At 40.5% G+C, this 17,564-nt stretch carries 14 protein-coding genes and 1 rRNA gene; 7 read left to right on the forward strand and 8 right to left on the reverse strand.

The features are described 5' to 3' along the window. Positions 1–100, reverse strand: a 16S ribosomal RNA gene (locus H6G26_RS01345); the annotation flags it as partial. 308 nt (positions 101–408) lie between these two features. Between H6G26_RS01345 and nadC the strand changes: the two genes are divergently transcribed. Further along, positions 409–1,278 (forward strand): carboxylating nicotinate-nucleotide diphosphorylase, encoded by an 870-nt coding sequence (gene nadC / locus H6G26_RS01350; RefSeq protein WP_190727559.1) that lies wholly within the window; start codon positions 409–411, stop codon positions 1,276–1,278. Positions 1,279–1,392: 114 nt separating this feature from the next. Here the strand turns inward: nadC and H6G26_RS01355 are convergent, their stop codons facing one another. Next, positions 1,393–4,086: a PAS domain S-box protein gene (locus tag H6G26_RS01355; protein ID WP_190727560.1), complete on the reverse strand. Its 2,694-nt coding sequence runs from the start codon at positions 4,084–4,086 to the stop codon at positions 1,393–1,395. A gap of 507 nt (positions 4,087–4,593) precedes the next feature. Beyond that, positions 4,594–5,769 carry a DNA double-strand break repair nuclease NurA gene (locus H6G26_RS01360; protein WP_190727561.1) on the reverse strand — a complete coding sequence of 392 codons (1,176 nt, stop codon included), beginning with the start codon at positions 5,767–5,769 and terminating at the stop codon, positions 4,594–4,596. A 733-nt stretch (positions 5,770–6,502) separates the two neighbouring features. Between H6G26_RS01360 and H6G26_RS01365 the strand changes: the two genes are divergently transcribed. After that, positions 6,503–6,760: a hypothetical protein gene (locus H6G26_RS01365; RefSeq protein ID WP_190727562.1), complete on the forward strand. Its 258-nt coding sequence runs from the start codon at positions 6,503–6,505 to the stop codon at positions 6,758–6,760. A gap of 210 nt (positions 6,761–6,970) precedes the next feature. On the opposite strand, the gene H6G26_RS01370 is transcribed toward H6G26_RS01365, so the two are convergent. Further along, complete coding sequence (locus H6G26_RS01370) at positions 6,971–7,756, reverse strand: HAD family hydrolase (RefSeq protein ID WP_190727563.1); 786 nt, start codon at positions 7,754–7,756, stop codon at positions 6,971–6,973. 403 nt (positions 7,757–8,159) lie between these two features. On the opposite strand from H6G26_RS01370, the gene H6G26_RS01375 reads away from it, so the two are divergent. Next, positions 8,160–9,854: a heme peroxidase family protein gene (locus H6G26_RS01375; protein ID WP_190727564.1), complete on the forward strand. Its 1,695-nt coding sequence runs from the start codon at positions 8,160–8,162 to the stop codon at positions 9,852–9,854. Between the two features lie 224 nt (positions 9,855–10,078). Here the strand turns inward: H6G26_RS01375 and H6G26_RS01380 are convergent, their stop codons facing one another. Both H6G26_RS01380 and H6G26_RS01385 read right to left on the reverse strand, forming a co-directional pair. Continuing rightward, on the reverse strand, positions 10,079–10,930 hold the full coding sequence (locus tag H6G26_RS01380; protein ID WP_190727565.1) for a metal ABC transporter permease: 852 nt from the start codon (positions 10,928–10,930) through the stop codon (positions 10,079–10,081). Positions 10,931–10,955: 25 nt separating this feature from the next. Beyond that, complete coding sequence (locus tag H6G26_RS01385) at positions 10,956–11,783, reverse strand: metal ABC transporter ATP-binding protein (RefSeq protein ID WP_190727566.1); 828 nt, start codon at positions 11,781–11,783, stop codon at positions 10,956–10,958. 149 nt (positions 11,784–11,932) lie between these two features. On the opposite strand from H6G26_RS01385, the gene H6G26_RS01390 reads away from it, so the two are divergent. From H6G26_RS01390 to H6G26_RS01405, 4 genes are all read left to right on the forward strand, one after another. Continuing rightward, positions 11,933–12,889, forward strand: coding sequence for a metal ABC transporter substrate-binding protein (locus H6G26_RS01390; protein WP_242053568.1), 957 nt, complete (start codon positions 11,933–11,935; stop codon positions 12,887–12,889). A 128-nt stretch (positions 12,890–13,017) separates the two neighbouring features. Then, complete coding sequence (locus H6G26_RS01395) at positions 13,018–13,353, forward strand: hypothetical protein (protein ID WP_190727568.1); 336 nt, start codon at positions 13,018–13,020, stop codon at positions 13,351–13,353. A gap of 435 nt (positions 13,354–13,788) precedes the next feature. Then, positions 13,789–15,135, forward strand: coding sequence for a DUF697 domain-containing protein (locus H6G26_RS01400; RefSeq protein ID WP_190727569.1), 1,347 nt, complete (start codon positions 13,789–13,791; stop codon positions 15,133–15,135). A gap of 385 nt (positions 15,136–15,520) precedes the next feature. After that, positions 15,521–15,781, forward strand: a complete 261-nt coding sequence (locus H6G26_RS01405) for a Calvin cycle protein CP12 (RefSeq protein WP_190727570.1) — start codon at positions 15,521–15,523, stop codon at positions 15,779–15,781. Here H6G26_RS01405 and H6G26_RS01410 read toward each other — a convergent pair. Both H6G26_RS01410 and apcB read right to left on the reverse strand, forming a co-directional pair. After that, the gene (locus tag H6G26_RS01410; protein ID WP_190727571.1) at positions 15,778–16,596 is read right to left on the reverse strand and encodes a TlyA family RNA methyltransferase; all 819 of its coding nucleotides are present in this window, start codon (positions 16,594–16,596) and stop codon (positions 15,778–15,780) included. The genes H6G26_RS01405 and H6G26_RS01410 overlap by 4 nt on opposite strands. Before the next feature lie 426 nt (positions 16,597–17,022). Next, complete coding sequence (apcB, locus tag H6G26_RS01415) at positions 17,023–17,532, reverse strand: allophycocyanin subunit beta (protein ID WP_190727572.1); 510 nt, start codon at positions 17,530–17,532, stop codon at positions 17,023–17,025. Positions 17,533–17,564: the final 32 nt, after the last annotated feature.

Raw genomic sequence — 17,564 nt, forward strand, 5'->3', positions numbered from 1 at the left:
ACTCACCCGTCCGCCACTGTGTCCGAAGACACCGTTCGACTTGCATGTGTTAAGCATACCGCCAGCGTTCATCCTGAGCCAGGATCAAACTCTCCGTTTTGAAGCGTTTGTAAGCTCTATAGCTGCTCTTTTTTAACTTCAGCTTAGTTATTTTTATTTTCTTAGACGCAAACTACTTGCTGTCTTTTCGCTTTCAAACTATAATATTTTCAAGGTTCGGTTTACCTTTTGGCGTCGCTCTAAACGCGCTCCGCTTCAGGCACTTATTCAATATAACGAACCTAACTCTTTGTGTCAACTATTTTTCCAAAATTATTTTGGACTGCTTCTGATTCTCTATGAAAGCCTTAGAGAGTAAGGGTTATAGGCTATAGTATTCCTGGAAGTCACGAAGGAAGAAATGAAGTTGTGAAGAGTTCTGGTGTTTTGCCGCCCTGGTTGGTTTTAGATCCACTGTTGCGTGGCTGGTTGTTGGAGGATATTGGCCGGGGCGATCGCACTACAAATACGCTACTAGTAGAAGATGTGGCGCTAGGCTCGGCTAAATGGATAGCTAAAGCTCCAGGGATAATTGCTGGCTTACCAGTTGCTGCTAAAGTGTTCCAGATTTTGAACGAAAAAGTCAGTTTTGTGGGGATTGCGGCTGAAGGTGTATGGTGTGAGCCAGGACAGATTGTAGCTGAAATTCATGGTTCTTTGGATGCGCTACTCATGGGGGAACGAGTTGCTCTCAATTTAGCTATGCGCTTGAGTGGAATTGCTACGTTAACTAATATATATGTAGAGAAAATTGCCGATTTACCTGCTCAGTTGGTGGATACGCGTAAAACTACACCAGGGCTGAGACTGTTGGAAAAATATGCAACTGCTTTAGGCGGGGCAATTAATCACCGCATGGGGTTAGATGATGCGGTGATGATTAAGGATAATCACATTGCGGCTGCTGGAGGAATTGGAGAAGCAGTTACCCGTATTCGTTCTCAGATACCTTATCCCTTGACAATAGAGGTAGAGACTGAAAGTTTAGAGCAGGTGAAAGAAGCTTTGCAGCACAATGCTGACATTATCATGTTGGACAATATGCCTGTGGATATGATGGATAAGGCGGTGCAGTTGATTCGCCAGCAGGATAGCCGCGTGAAAATTGAGGCTTCAGGGAATGTGACTTTAGAGACGATTCGCGATATGGCAGAGACGGGTGTTGACTATATTTCTAGCAGTGCACCGATTACTCAGTCAAAGTGGTTGGATTTGAGTATGAGGATTGTACATAAATAAGCCGAATCACCCCACTGTAAAGTCGGTGTAATATTGCGTTTTTGGAGAATCTAAAGTCTAAAAAATGCAAGTTAAAGTTACTAGACTTTTTCTGATGGGCTGATTAAATCCTATTTAAATTGGAATTTCAATCCAGAATTCTGTGCCTTTTCCTGGTTCTGATAAGCAATTCAAAATTCCACCATGTTTTTCTACTACAATTTGGTAGCTAATTGACAGCCCTAGCCCTGTTCCCTTACCCACCTCTTTTGTTGTGAAGAAGGGATCAAATAACCGTTTTCTAACGTCTTCGTCCATTCCTAATCCGTTATCAGCAATTCGGATTACAACAGATTTATTATCTAAAATTTCAGTCCGAATTATAATTTGCGGTTTATCAGTTGTTTTTAAATTGCTTATTGACTCTTCTAAAGCATCGATTGCATTAGTCAAAACATTCATAAATACTTGATTAAGCTGCCCAGGATAGCAATCAACTAAGGGTAAAGTACCATATTCTTTAACAATAGATATATCTAATCCAATACCATTGTTTTTCCAGCGATGATGTAAAATTAATAGTGTATTTTCAATTCCTTCATGAATGTCAACTAGTTTTTTCTCTGCTTCATCGTGACGGGAAAAATTCCGCAATCCTAAAACAATTTCACGGATACGATTAGTACCCATATTCATTGAAGACAGGAGTTTAGAAAGGTCATCGGTAATAAATCCTAAATCAATTTTTTCAGCAAAATCGTGAATTTCTGCTTGGGGGTTGGGATAGTGCTGCTGATAAAGGTGCAATAGGGTTAACATCTCTTGAAAGTATTCGTTAGCATAGGTTAAGTTGCCGTGAATAAAGTTAACTGGATTGTTGATTTCATGGGCAACTCCAGCGACTAACTGTCCTAGGCTAGACATTTTTTCATTCTGGATCAGTTGAGATTGAGTTTGCTGTAATTTATGCAAGGTTTCGGTGAGTTTTGTGGCTTGAGTTTGAGCAGCTAAAGTAGCAGAACGACTTTGGGTATAAAGTTGTGCATGATCGATGGCGATCCCTAGTTGATCACAAACAGCTTCTAATAGGTTAATTTCACTGTTAGTCCAAATGCGATCGCCACTGCAATGACTACACACAATTGCCCCAATCTCTCCGGAATTACTTTTAACTGGTAGCAGTAGTTGAGATGTAATGCCAAACTCAGTTAAAAGTTTTTGCATATCATAATCAATATGTGAATTATTATTAATATTGTCGATACAAATTAGCTCTTGAGAGAGAAGTATTTTTGTTAAAAAAGTACTTTTTTGCAGTGGAATACTGCCTAACATTGTTGGTAAGTTAAGATTTCGTGCTTCATAGGTAATAGTCAGGCTTGGTTGGGATGGGTGCGGTAAGTAACAAAGAAAGTAGCAACGATCAATTTGTAATAAGCTGCGAATTTCATTAACAGCAGTTTCTAGGATCATATCTATGTTAAGAGAACTGCGGATTTGACTAGCTAGACGCAGTAATAAAGCTTCCCGACGGCTGAGGAGTTCTTCTCGTGCCAAGATGCGGTCAATAGCTACAGCAATATTATTGGCGATCCAATTTAATAGATTATGAGTTGGTTCGGTAAATAATTGCTTGCTGAATAAAGCTATTATGCCGATTAACTGCTGCTCTACTATCAGGGGATAAGCAGAAAAACGAACAATTGAAGATGTAGAATCAAAAAGGTTTTCTGAGTTATTAATTGATAGCTCCTCGTTAAAAATAGCTTGATGGTTTTGATTCATTAAGCCAATGATATTATTAGCTAAAACCATGTGATTTGGGAAATTTTGGGTATCACTCAAAGCACTACAAGCAACATCTGTACAATGAACACCAGCCTGCAACTGTAGCTGGTTTGTCTGTCCTTCAAATGTCCAGATACAAACAAAGGCGATATCAAGATATTGGGAAATAGTATTTGTACAGTTTTGTAGGATTTCTGGAAGTGTACCACTTTGAGATAAAGCTAAACTGACTTCTGCACTCAAAACTGACAAGCGCGATCGCTCCAATAAAGCTAATTCTGAAAGCTTACGCTGTGTAATATCTGTACGAATAGATACATATTGATAGGGTTGTCCATCTGGGTTCAACATTGGGGCGATCAAAGTATCTACCCAATAAAAACTGCCATCCTTGGCTTTATTTTTAATTTCTCCTTTCCATATTTTTCCTTGAACAATAGTTTTCCATAAATCTGCAAAAAATTCTTTTGTATGATGTCCAGAATTGATAATACGATGATCTTGCCCTAAAAGTTCTTCTTTAGAATATTTAGAAATTTCACAAAATTGGTTATTAACATAAGTTATTCTTCCAGTTTTATCAGTAATAGCTACCAGTGAATGGGCATTTAAGGCAAATTTAAAAGCTTCTAGCTCTCGGATAGACTTCTGTAACTCTATTTCATTCTGTTTATTAAGAGTAATGTCACGAGCTACTGCATAAATAAAGTTTTCTTCACTGAAGCCAGTCGCATTCCATGACAGCCATTTGTAAGAACCATCGCGACAAAGATACCGATTTTCAAAGCTGATTGCATCTACAGATTGTGTAATTTTTTGGGCTGCGATAATAGTGAATTCACGGTCTTCAGGGTGAACAAATTCGATAAAGGGTTTGCTAATGAGTTCTTCATCTGACCAACCTAATGTTTGTGTCCATTTTGGGTTTAAATACTTAAAATAACCGTCAAAGTTAGCAATACACAATAAATCTATAGAAAGTGAGAAAAATCGAGAGTATTTTTCTTCAAATTGTTTGTACCCAGATTCTACTAATTTCATCAGTTGTTCAGGTATAAATATTTTATGTTGTAGGTAAAATAAGTTAATACGTTTTTCGTAAATTTAATAACCATCTTAATAGGATGTTATCGAGCTAAAAACTGTCTAATCTCAGTTTCTTTGAAGACTGTTTAATTTGCGAGTAAATACGTAATTAACTAAATAGTAGAAGCAATAGTTGTTTACTAGTTTTTACTGAGAAAACTAGTTTTAACTTAATTCCCTACTAAATAAAGGTTTCCCAAAAAAGGTGTAAAGTAAACATTTATATTTTGAATTAAAGATAAGAAGTGTTACGTAAAGGTAGCACCAGTTGCTTAACAGTATCAATTCTTTAATCTGCTTAAGATTGTTTGGCAGGGTATTCTGTTTTGCTATCTCTAGCTCGGCTAGCGTGTCAGTGCTAGTAACAGGAATAAATGTAAACGCCATGAATTTGGATGGCTGCGATCGCCAATTTCAAGACCCATATATTCAAACGATAATCGTAGATAACTCTGGAAGTTTCTAAGCAATACTGCCCCGCTTTCTGGCTTCTTTGTAGGAAGTTCCCACATTTTTCAGACCAGCTTTAATCATTTGTTGTTCTAGAAGGGCAAAGAAACGCGTTCTATCGCCACCTTTTACCACTGCTTGATTATGGGCTTCTGCGATCGCTACAGGGTAGCCATATCCTTTTTGAACTTGTGCTAACATTAGCCCCAATGCTTGGTCTAGCATGGTTGTGTTATCCGCTACCCATGCCGGAACTTCGATTCGGGCGATTTCGGTGCCAACGTGGACGTAGCAAAAATAAATGCTTTGATCTCCGTAGAGTTCGAGAATGGGGGAATTACTGCGCCACAGGGTACTGCGTTGTCCTGGTTTGAGTCGGGTTGTCCAAACAGAAGTATCTCGCAACTGTTCAAAAATTTTACAAGCTACTTTTTCTAGTTGATTTGGGCAATAAGTTTTACAGTCTGGCACTGGATGAGGACAAGCTAACAATCGTAAAAAGTTCATTGTTTCGATGCTGCGAGAGGCGCTAAGATAGCCTATCAAGGGAATTTGAGCATCACGCATCTGCTGCCAAGCTTCTAAGATAGGGGGTAAAATGCGATCGCGTGCATCTATCGGCAATTGTTCTAAGAACCAGTAAATTAAGGAACCATCTACCATCGCTAATGCTGGTGCTTCCCCTTTCGCTGCACACGCAAGTTCTGCCAATACCGTTGTTTCTGAAGCAGTGCGGCGAAAACTCATCCATTCTTCGGTTCTAATTCCCCACTGCCGAGACATATATAAATCTTCCGGGCGATAAAATACCTCTGGCAAACTATCGAGTAACGGATGACGATTTTGCCCGTAGTGTAAGACGACTCTGCCGATATTCAGGAGATAGCAATAAGCAATTTCGTGATGGTTGGGGGCAATTTGCGAACCATCGGTAGCGATGACAGTATGAATTTTTGGTGGAACTGGGATATCAATGCAGGTTTCTAATGGCTCAATTGGGGTAGCATTAGCAAAGAGAATGCGATCGCGCCATTTTTCCTGGCGATCGATTAAATCTTGTTGACACTCGTAAGCATTTTTAAGATGTTGTTGCGCCAATTCTAAACGCTGGCGACTGGCAGCAGCTTCTAAAGTAAGATGCTGACTTAAACCCTGCATTTGTCGCGCCAGTTTTGTCAGGTCAAGCATAAAATAAGTGTTAAGTAAGGAGTGAATAGTTATGAGTTATTATTTCACGTAAATTGAAAAACGTAAGTTTCTGGTTTCTCATCTTTACTATATTCTAGAGCGACAAATTATTTGGACAAAACGGCAGATTCTTTGTCAACAATGCAAATTTTTTTTTACATCGATTGTTCATGCGATTTCTAGTGCTTCATATCATAAATGTTAAAAATCAGATTCCTCTGGAGCGAAGCTTACAAGCTTGAAGAACTTGACAGATTATTTGTTATTGCGGTCAAATAATCATCGCTTTACAATTTAGAACGTTCCAGACAGTCTAACGTGGCGTAGGCGTAGCCTGTCGTAGACATCGCTGATTCTCAGCCAGTCAAAACCACGAAAAAAGGGGAGGTTTACGGCTTTGATGGTGGTAAAGCTTGTCTTCCATTGCTTTCAGCCTTTCTTAGTGCTGTTCGGCTAAGGGCATTGGTAATTTTCTCAGCCTCTAGATACTAAAGTAATCATCCAGCAAGAGGATAGCAAGTTGACTCACTGAGAATTAAAGTTATAAAAATACAAAAAAACAATGTGCTTTTCAAATTCCGCTAAAAGATTTATCCTTAGCGGTTTTTTTATCCAAGTAAGAGAAACTTTTCTATTTGCCGATCGGATTGATGAACACGTCAGGTAATCTAGATATAATTTTAAAAACAACCTGAAAAAATCAAGTTTCAATTTTCGCTAAGAAGGTTTTTATATGGATGATTACGATCAGATAACTAAAAACAATTTCCTCTACGAACGCTATCAATATCTTGGTAAGTTTACGCCTCAAAATTTTCTATTCAATGCGAATCTTCAAGAATTTTCTCAACGTGTCTGTTATCTGTGCAATCTGCAGACTTTGGGAAAAGTTTCTTCACAGGAGTGCTATGAGGAAATTGAGTCACTATTGCAGAAGTTAGCACAAAGCTTTAAGGCGCTACAAACAGATGATAAAAACCTAACTGAATAATTCTAGCTGGGAGCGGCAGTGTTCTCGAAGCTGTTGCCTGTGGGTGAAAATGCCGATTTCTAGAGGTTAAACGACATTTTCCCCTACTCGTGACAACATCGCTTTGGTGGACGCTGCCCCAAAAGGCATTGAGTTCTTTAACTGTTTAACTACTACATCCGCTAATTATTTTTCTTGTATCCTTCCACCCATTGCAACATATTTAATATATTAAAGCCAAGCAGAGAAATCTTTGGCAAATTGAGACAGTGATAACAACTTAATTCGCGGATCATTTTGAGCAGTTTCCCTTTCGCCTTGGGTATTATAACCCCAGTCTGCAAGGAAGAGTTTCACATCTTCAAGGTCTATTTGCTGTTGAACTAACTGCAATGTTTTGAGTCTATCTTCTACAAACCAGAGACTAACTGGTTTGTTTTCTGCTCCCTGCTTTAGTTCTCGCAAAATTTCATATTTAGGACGCTTGACTTCCTTGCCAAAAATTGATGCTGCTGGTAAATTAACTCCTTCTTGTTGCAACAACTGCTGTACAAAACGTCCTTCTTTAGTTGTCACAATATATAGCTTAACTCCACCGTCAAGAGTTAATTTGATTTTTTCTACTACACCCGGATAAAATCTATGCAGACTTAACCAACCGCCTAAATCGGTGGTAATCCATTCATCTCGTTTATTATCTAGTTTCGCAGCAATTTCTTTTGCTTGTAGCTTGTCATTTAACAAAAGTTTTGGAGCGATGCTCGCCCATTCGTGAAGAATTTTCTCATCAAGAATTCCATCTACCAAGGCTTTGATTAAAACAGGCATTTCCCAACCCGTTTCAATTACAGGTCGCAGGCGATAGAATCTTAAAGCTAAATCATCTGGTGGTGTGTCGTTAGCAGTAGACCAAATTTCACAGTAGGTATGCCATGCTACCTCAAAATATTCAATTAGTCCGTCGCATATGACTCCATCAAAGTCTAGGGCTAAAATTGTGGGACTACTTGCTGTCATTGTTTTGAGGATGAAACTGCTGTTGCCAGCTTAACTGAACTAGCAATGATTTGTTGTATCACAACTGTAGGCAAGAAAAATAGTTTCGATGATTGTAGGCGATCGCTTTACGACTCCCAAGGGAGTAACCCTTCATCGCATTCATAATTCCAAACCGCCTCGACCTTTTGCTTGCCAATAGTACCCCCAGGGGTACTGTTACGTTAAATCCCAAATGTCATTATTTGAGTATGAATTGCTCGCGGTGTAACTCCACTGATATATCAAAGGGGTTTACCGGACTCCAAAGAAAGCAGGGGAAATGCTTTCTTTGATGCTTAACGATCGCCTGCTATGTAGCTGACTTAAGGTCGTACCATATCCAAAAATCTTTGCAACACATGAATCAACTGTAGAGGAAAAAATGATGCAAAAGCTCCCTTTTGAATTTAGTCACGGTGGATATATCAAGGAACAGACCGGGCAACAGAGAACTGCCTTACGTGCATTAACGACTGAGGCAATTGATGTAGAAACAGATTTCGATTATCTCTTCCCAGATAGTGCCAGAGATCCAAACAGTCTGCTTCCGGCAGAGAACAACAAAGATATTATTCAGAAACTCAAAGATTTAGGTGAGGCAATAATTGACAGACAAGACCCTGAGTCTGAAGATACTAACTCAATAATACCTCCGGTTTATACTTACTGGGGACAGTTTATTGATCATGATATTACTGCCAACACTGATCGGGCGGTCACAGACCTTCAAACTGATATTACCAAAGACGATTTTACGCCTCTGTCACCTGACTTTGTAACCGATAAACTCAAGAATCTGCGTCGTCCCATTTTCGATCTTGATAGTGTTTATGGTGACGGACCAACTCTAGATCCTGAAAACCCCACGCAAGCAAAAGACTTTTATCAGGAAGACGACCCAGTAAAACTGAAAGTTGGGCAAAACGCTGAACAAGATGCTAATGGCGCCCCGACTCCTGGAGCCAAAATTCCGCCAGAAAACGATTTATTGCGCGACCTGCCACGTAATAACAGAATAGCTGCGATCGCCGACAGTCGCAACGACGAAAATCTGATCGTGGCACAGTTCCACACTGCCTTCCTACGTTTCCACAACGCAGTAGTGGATTGGGTGCGGCAGAACGAACCGCAGAATGCCCAAGACAATAAAACATTATTTGTTCGGGCGCAAACTCTGGTTCGTTGGCACTACCAATGGCTTGTCGTCAATGATTTCCTTAAAACTGTGACTGCAAACGGGACAGTCGACAGCATTCTCAGTGACGGGCTGAAATTCTACCATCCCCGGAATGGAAATCTTTTCATGCCTCTAGAATTCTCCGTTGCAGCTTACCGTTTTGGACACAGTATGGTGCGGGCTGCTTATGACTACAACCGTAATTTTACAGATCAACCGGGAGCGCTGACGGATGCAACGTTTCTTTTACTTTTTATCTTTACGGGAAAACGTGATCTAGGCGGAGGAAAAGATGGTCCTGGTCCGAATGACACTCTTCCTTTTAACTGGATTATTGAGTGGGATCGCTTTGTTAGCAAAGAAAGCGCTGCCAAAAGGCAGAGAAATTCTGCACGAAAAATCGACACGCATCTTGCATTTCCTTTGTCAAACCTAATTAATGAAGGCAACGGTGAAGAAGGTTCTGAAGATCCTATTCAACTACTTCTGAAGCACCTTGCTAAACGGAACCTACTGCGTGGATATTTCCTCAGCATTCCTACCGGACAGAGCCTAGCTGACCAATTAGGTATCGAAAAACTGACAGTGGAAGAGCTTAAACAAGACAATTCACCAGAATTGAATCAAGCCCTTGAACCTTTCTTAGAAAAGACTCCAGCGTGGTATTACATCCTTAAGGAATCTGAAGTTCGTGCTAATGGCGACTCTTTGGGCGAAGTTGGTAGCCGCATTGTTGCTGAAACTATCATTGGCTTAATGCAGAATGACCCATCCTCATACCTCAACGAGCGCGATTACCATGATGTTTGGAACCCCTCCAAAGGTGTTAAGCTGCCAAATGGTGGCGAAATTCGCTCGATTGGTGATTTTTTGAAGTTTGCCGGAGTGCTGCCAGAATAGTCTATTAAGTAATAGTAGTTATACCAATTCAAATAATGTTTGCGACACATCAATTATTTGTAAGGGCACAACAATGTTGTGCCCCTACCCATCTGTCGCATTCTTTTTTCAAATTGGTATTACTACTAAACAACCAACGGCTTAATACGGTTAGCAAACGCGTGTAGAGACTTTACATACAATACAAAGTCTCTACACGCCAGAAAATTAATGTAATTCAAAGATTATGGTGTGAGCTTTTTGCTGCTCAAGGTAAAAATACCGTATCTTGGACTGAATAATAACGCCAAAATAAAAAATCCCGATACTACTAATACGATCGCAGGGCCAGAGGGCAAGTTATAAAAGTAGCTGAGGTACATCCCGCTAATACTAGAAACTACACCAATTACCGCACCCAAAATCATTACATGATTGAGGCGTTTAACTAATAAATAGGCGGTGGCTCCTGGTGTAATTAAAAGTGCTAATACTAAAATTACACCAACAGCTTTCATGCTAGCGACAATTGTTAAAGCTATTAGCACCATAAGCCCAAAGTTCAGCCGATGGATGGGCAAACCTGCGGCTTGAGCGCCTAAAGGATCAAAGGTGTAAAATAAAAGTTCTTTATATAATAAAACAACTACTATTAAAACAATAGTGGCAATAATAGCAGTGTCCCGCACTTCATCAATAGTAACGCCGAGAATATTACCGAAAAGAAAGTGATTTAAATCGATTTTGTTATCTTTTTGAATAGTAGTAATTAGGGTGATACCAAAGGCAAAAAATGCTGAAAAAACTATGCCCATTGCCGCATCTTCTTTGATTGGCGATCGCACTCTAATCCAAGCGATCGCCATTGTACTCAAAACTCCGGCAATAAATGCTCCAACATATATATTTGCTCCGATCATAAAAGCAATCGCTAGTCCAGGCAAAACTGAGTGACTGATGGCATCACCCAGCAATGCTAGCCGTTGCACCATCAAATAGCTGCCTACAACTGCACACAACATTCCAACTAAAATGGCAATCACAAGCGATCGCTGCATAAAGCCGTATTGCAACGGCTCAATTAATGCTTCTAACATAAAACTGTCTTTAATTACGAAGTATTTAGGCAGCGTCTGAAAAGTACATTACTTGACCACCATACGCACGATGTAGATTCTCTTGTGTAAGTACTTGTTGCCGTGAACCTGTGGCAATTAATTCACGATTTAGTAATATTAAATCATCAAAGTGGGTGATTGATTCCCCTAAGTCGTGGTTAACTACTAGCACGATTTTATTATCGGCGGCGAGTTCATGGAAGACTTCAAAAATCACTGACTGGGTTTTTTGATCGATGCCTACTAAAGGTTCATCAAAGCAGAAAATCTCTGCTTGCTGTGTTAAAGCACGAGCTAAAAATACCCGTTGCTGTTGTCCTCCTGATAATTGTCCAATGGGGCGATCGCAATATTCGCTCATTCCAACTCTTTCTATGGCATTTTTTGCTACTTGGCGACTAACTGCCGAGAAGCTACGCAACCAGCCTGTTTTCTTTACCCGTCCCATCATGACTACATCCCAGACTGTGGCCGGGTAAGTCCAGTCAATTTGGCTACGTTGTGGTACATAGGCAACTTTCTCTAGTTGCTGCATCAAGGGTTTGCCTTCACATAGCGCCGTACCATTACTGACAGGAACCAAGCCTAATATTGCTTTCATCAGCGTACTTTTGCCAGCACCGTTGGGGCCAAAAATACCCGTCAGTTTTCCCGGTTTGATAATACAGTTAACGTCCCTTAAGGCTTCTTGTGTCCGGTAATATACCCCTAGATGAGCAATGCTAATTGCTGCTGTGGAACACATATCAAAAGCTTTAATAGTTTTTGCAGGCATTTCCTCGATTTTTGTCTGTGATAGCCAGAATTTGGCAGGAAAAGAGACGTTTTTCATAATTTAGTTTAAATATTTATTTCTTGAGCTTACTATAAAAATGAGAGAAATATGAAAAAATCTATAATTAGATGTAATATCTAAGATAAATGAAACTAATACTAGAGACAGACGGCAGTAATCCTTACGGCGAAGGAATAATCAGCAGGATGAAAGGAAAAATTCTTTTCCAGTTTTGTTTGGGAATGCTTGTGTCTTTGGCTTTACTCAGTTGTACACAGAAAGACTCTAACTCCAACACTGCTAAGGGAGATAAGCCGCGAGTGGTTGCAACTAGTACCATCATTGCTGATTTGACACAAGAGGTTGCAGGAGACGAAATTCAACTAAGTGGAATTCTGAAACCGGGTACTGATCCCCATGTTTACGAACCAGTACCAACAGACAGCAGGGTTTTGGAAGAAGCTGATTTGATTTTGTATAACGGCTACAACCTGGAACCGGGACTGATTAAATTAATGAATGCTTCTGGTGGTAAGGCACAAAAGTTAGCTGTGGGGGAAGCTGTCAAATCTTTGCAACTTGAAAAAGGCAAAGCAGAAGTTGTGCCAGATCCGCACGTTTGGGGTAGTGCAGAAAATGCGATCACAATGACGAATGTAATACGAGATGCTTTGATTGAGCAATCACCTGAAGATAGAGAAAAATTTACTCAAAATGCATTGCAACTTAGTAATGAATTAAAACAATTGCATAGCTGGATTAATCAACAGATTCAAACTATCCCCGCACCTGGGCGTAAACTAGTGACAACCCATGATGCATTCCAATATTATGGACGTGCTTATGGAATTGCGATCGCAGGTACTTTAATTGGTATTAGTACCGAAGAACAACCAAGCGCTCAAACAGTCCAGCGATTGGTAGAGTCAATTAAAAAAATCGGCGTTTCTGCGATTTTTGCTGAGACTACAATTAACCCGGCTTTAATTAAAACTGTTGCTCAAGAAGCAGGGGTAAAATTAGCACCAAATCAACTCTATTCTGATTCAATTGGCGCTAAGGGAAGTCCAGGAGATTCTTACATCAAAATGATGGAAGCCAATACTCGTACAATTGTAGAAGCATTAGGGGGAAAATATACCCCGTTTCAACTAAAGAAGTAAATTCATCATCAGAAATATCTAACCTAAGAGGTGTTCTTCTGAAAGTCTCTCTAGAGAAAGAACCCTTTGTATCGTCGATTTTTTAGAGTGTTATTAGTAAAGCTAGATTTTTCAATACCTGAAAAGCCATGACTGATAAGAATCAAGAAAATCAAATTAATCAACCAGTAAGTGAAGATACACATTTACGGGAAGAACCTAATGTCAATGAAAGAAACTTAACAGCGAATCCTGGAGATAGAATTGCTGATGAGTCCCAATCGGTTGAAGAAAAGGCTAAACAGGTAGCTGTGGATGATGTACCAGACATTACAGGTGATAAAATCACAGTCCCAACTTATTTTGTTGTAGATGAACCCGACGGCGAAAAGAAAGCACTCCACCACGTTAAAGATGCTGAAGAAATTTCTGACATGATTCGGGAAGCACGAGTTGACGAAAATGGGAATCGAATTTGGTGGTAGCCCTTCATTGAAGAGACACGGGGACACAGAAACACAGAGAGTTATTTCTTTGCGTCCCCGTATCTGTTTTCTTTGATGGACTTAGTTTATTAATGATACAATCAAAATCTAGAAATTGTCCCAGGGTAGACGGTAATAGCAAATATCACAACTACGAAAGAGTTGGCATATTGAAGTATTCTAGAAATTAAAAATCAAACAAATTTTAGAACTTGTCAAGGGTCATAATGTAGAACCGTTGAAAGCCAAAGTAGAATTTTATAAAAATGAATTAGCATCATATTTTGCAGAGTTGAGCCGCCGTAACCCCTTTGGCAAAGTTGCAGATTAAAAGTTATGCCAATTATCAGTGGCAAAACAGGCTAACAGCCTTGGAATTAGATCAAAATAGATATGTAGCCTGTTGTTTGTCCAACCTTGAATCAACCTAACTTCGTGCGAAATCTGCAAGAAACTCATTTGAATCGTGCCCGTGCCAGTCTCAGACAAGCACTGTCTTGGTATGCATATCTTCGCAAGTCAGGACAGTTTTCATCCAACCCGGAATTGGCAGGTTTGTTGAAACCAGAATTGGAAGCTTTGAACTCCACACTCAACAAGCTGGATTCTAACGTCATTAGAATTGCCGCTTTTGGTTTGGTGAGTCGTGGTAAGTCAGCAGTTTTAAATGCCTTGCTGGGAGAGAAGATTTTGCAAACTGGGCCCCTAAACGGTGTCACTCAATGGCCCCGTTCCATCCGTTGGCAGCCAGGGGGTAAGGTAGTAGTAGAGTTAATTGATACCCCTGGATTAGATGAAATTGAGGGTGAGTCACGGGCGGACATGGCGCGAGGAGTTGTACATCAGGCTGATTTGATTTTGTTTATCGTGTCTGGTGATATCACACGCACTGAGTATCAAGCACTACTCGAATTGCGGCGATCGCAAAAACCCCTAATTTTAGTATTTAACAAAATAGACCTTTATCCAGATACAGACCAAGAAACGATTTACCAAAACTTACAACAACTAGGTGCAGGGCATCCTCAAGCGAAACCTCTACTACCGGATGAAATTGTCATGGTGGCGGCGGAACCAGCACCAATGGAGGTGCGGGTTGAGTGGCCTGATGGGCGTGTCAGTTATGAATGGGAGACACCACCACCACAAGTAGACGAATTAAAGGAGACAATTCTAAATATTCTCAATCGAGAAGGGCGATCGCTTCTGGCTTTAAATGCACTCATTCAAGCACGGGATGCAGAAGCCGCGATCGCTCAAAAAACCATCGACTTACGCGAACAAGAAGCTGAAAATATCATTTGGCAATTTACCAAATACAAAGCTTTGGCAGTAATGCTCAATCCCATCGCCTTTTTAGATATCCTTGGCGGCACTGTTGCTGATTTGGCTTTAATTCGCGCCCTAGCTAGATTGTATGGTTTGCCGATGACTAGCTATGAAGCCGGGAAAATTTTAAAAACGATTTTATTTAGTTCTGGTGGCTTGCTACTGGGGGAATTAGGTAGCAGTTTGCTTTTGGGTTTGGGTAAAACTACTGCTGCAATAACCAGTGGTGACAATCCCAGCAATATTACTGCCTTTGCTGGCAGTGCGATCGCTCAAGCTGGTATCGCTGGTTATGGTGCATACTCCGTTGGCAAAGCTGCTCAGGTGTATCTCGAAAAAGGCTGCACTTGGGGGCAGTTGGGCGCTAGCAGTGTCATTCAAGAAATTCTCTCTCAAGTTGACCAAAATACAATTCTGTATCGCTTGCGACAAGAGTTGGGCATAAAGTATTGAGAATAAATAAAAATTGTTTCTCTTTTGTGATCGTTTATAAGTGTTTATCAACTTCTATCAAACTCTTCTGACAATTGACTGACATTCCGAATTTGGGATGCAAAACTGAGAACATGACCATCTCTGCTAGTGACTTTAACTAGTGGAATTCCCCTTGCTTTTTGAAGCAAAGATGATAAGAGGGTAATTCCCACTCAAATTTGCTCAAAAGATGGCGGTGTTTACCACCAGCTCTTTTGGGAAGCCTATCTAAACTGGAAATGTGAGCCAGCCCGGTGTTGTTGCTCCAACAAAGAAGGACTGGCAAAACCGCATAGTGAGCTTCCTGGGGTCATTGAAAGCTCATAGTTAATATCTATCTCTGTAACTTAAAGGTAAAAAGATCATGACAACTACCCTAAATTCATTTGAAACTGCTGGGGCGGCAAATCTTGAAGAAGTTATTATTGAAGCCATTACTGAAGCGCGTACAACTTGTGAGCTAAATGGCAGTGATTCTGCTGGTTGTGCCGTAGCTTGGGATATTGTGGAAGAATTACAAGCTGAGAAAGCAGATCAACAGCAAGCAAAATCAAAGAAAACTTCTTTGGATAATTATTGCGATCGCCATCCTGAATCCGTAGAATGTCTAATCTACGACCTTTAATTCTTCCGTAAATTAGTTGTTGCTGATTGCGTTATTTGCTTAATTGCCTCTAAATCAAGTGGTGGTATTTCACTTTCCATTCCCAACCACAAAAGATATTCGATATTCCCAGCAGGACCAGTGATCGGCGACCAAGTTAAGCCTTTATATTTCCATCCTAATTCGTGCGCTGCTTGCAACACTTGGAAAATGGCATCAGCTTGGTCGTTTGGATCTCGCACAACACCTTTTTTACCTACACGGGATCTGCCGACTTCAAACTGTGGCTTGACTAACAATACAGCTTCTCGGTTAGCTTGAGTTAGTTCCCACAAAGCAGGCAGAATTTTTGTTAGAGAAATAAACGATACATCGACCACCGCCAAATCAGGAATCGGGTCATCCTCGCCATATAACTCATCTGGCTGTAATTGTCGTAAATTGGTGCGTTCTCGTAAAATCACCCGCGAATCATTTCGCAACCGCCAATCAACTTGCCCGTAACCAACATCAATCCCGTAAACTTGTTTTGCTCCAGCTTGTAAAAGACAATCAGTAAAACCACCAGTAGAAATCCCACCATCTAAACAAATACGTTCTGCTACCGGAATGGCAAATACTGACAAAGCTCTGGAGAGTTTTTCACCGCCTCTAGAAACAAAAGGCGATCGCTCCTTAATATTTATTTGAGCAGCAATATCAACTTCTGTACCAGGCTTATCAACTAACTGCTGATTAACAGTAACTTCTCCCGCCTGAATTAACCGCTGTGCTAAGGCGCGAGAAGAACATAAATTAAGTTCTACTAATAGTGTGTCGAGTCGCTGTTTAGCCAATTAACTAGACTCTCCTGGTAAAATTAAAACCAAAACACGATTGATAATTCATAATTAGCGCCTCAAATATCAACAACTTCTATTGTGGCTTATAGCGCAATACGGTTGAGTTAAGCATTTCTTTCTTCTCTTTGCCTCCTTGGCGTCCTTCTCTAACGAAACGCTGCGCGTTGGGGGAAGCCTCTCGTAGAGATGGCGGTTCGTTAAAAAATTGACTTTGGCAAAAAGTTTTAGGCTTAACTGAACTGTATTGGCATTAGTCGAAGATAGCTCCAAAACTACAGCTTTAATCTAGTAAAATTATTTTTTGGCGATGAACACTTGGATAAAAAAGCGATCGCTCTTTTCTAACACAGACAACAAAAGTGCGATCGCTACTTATCTAGTTATATTTACGTCAGGGCAGACACCTTGCCCACCTACAATCTAGATATCCTGCTCGCTCAACTCGCGTGTGATGTGATCAAATGGTTCATCTACAAAAGCAGTATTACCCACACCTGCTGCTGCTACTTGCTCCTTGATCAGATCCTTAAGAATCTGGATACCGCGAACTGTAGGTCCAATAGGTACTCCTAGAGAATTGTAAGTTTCCCGTAGCCCTTGTAGCACTCGCTCATCCAACACATTGGTATTTCCAGCAACCAGCGCATAGGTGGCATAGCGCAGATAGTAGTCCATATCCCGCAGACAAGCTGCATAACGACGAGTTGTATAAGCATTTCCACCAGGGCGAATCAATTCTGGCAGTTCTTCAAATAACCTCAAACCAGCTTGCTTGACAAGTGCAGCCGCATTAGTATTTATTGCCGCCGCCGCTTGTACTCGTGCTGTACCACTGTCAAAGTAAGACTTCAGGCTATCGATCGCATTCCGGTCAAAATACCGACCAGCTAAGTCATAATTCTTAATTAAACTTGTTACTGCATCGCGCATTCTTTTTTCTCCCAATCCTTGCTATTTATGGT

The organism is Nostoc sp. FACHB-888 (assembly GCF_014696655.1).
Classification (GTDB): Bacteria; Cyanobacteriota; Cyanobacteriia; order Cyanobacteriales; family Nostocaceae; genus Nostoc.

Bases quoted from the DNA above. Each gene is read 5' to 3' on its own strand.
- H6G26_RS01355 (WP_190727560.1), bottom strand. From the start codon at position 4,086: ATGAAATTAGTAGAATCTGGGTACAAACAATTTGAAGAAAAATACTCT.
- H6G26_RS01360 (WP_190727561.1), bottom strand. From the start codon at position 5,769: ATGCTTGACCTGACAAAACTGGCGCGACAAATGCAGGGTTTAAGTCAG.
- H6G26_RS01365 (WP_190727562.1), top strand. From the start codon at position 6,503: ATGGATGATTACGATCAGATAACTAAAAACAATTTCCTCTACGAACGC.
- H6G26_RS01370 (WP_190727563.1), bottom strand. From the start codon at position 7,756: ATGACAGCAAGTAGTCCCACAATTTTAGCCCTAGACTTTGATGGAGTC.
- H6G26_RS01375 (WP_190727564.1), top strand. From the start codon at position 8,160: ATGATGCAAAAGCTCCCTTTTGAATTTAGTCACGGTGGATATATCAAG.
- H6G26_RS01380 (WP_190727565.1), bottom strand. From the start codon at position 10,930: ATGTTAGAAGCATTAATTGAGCCGTTGCAATACGGCTTTATGCAGCGA.
- H6G26_RS01385 (WP_190727566.1), bottom strand. From the start codon at position 11,783: ATGAAAAACGTCTCTTTTCCTGCCAAATTCTGGCTATCACAGACAAAA.
- H6G26_RS01390 (WP_242053568.1), top strand. From the start codon at position 11,933: ATGAAAGGAAAAATTCTTTTCCAGTTTTGTTTGGGAATGCTTGTGTCT.
- H6G26_RS01395 (WP_190727568.1), top strand. From the start codon at position 13,018: ATGACTGATAAGAATCAAGAAAATCAAATTAATCAACCAGTAAGTGAA.
- H6G26_RS01405 (WP_190727570.1), top strand. From the start codon at position 15,521: ATGACAACTACCCTAAATTCATTTGAAACTGCTGGGGCGGCAAATCTT.
- apcB (WP_190727572.1), bottom strand. From the start codon at position 17,532: ATGCGCGATGCAGTAACAAGTTTAATTAAGAATTATGACTTAGCTGGT.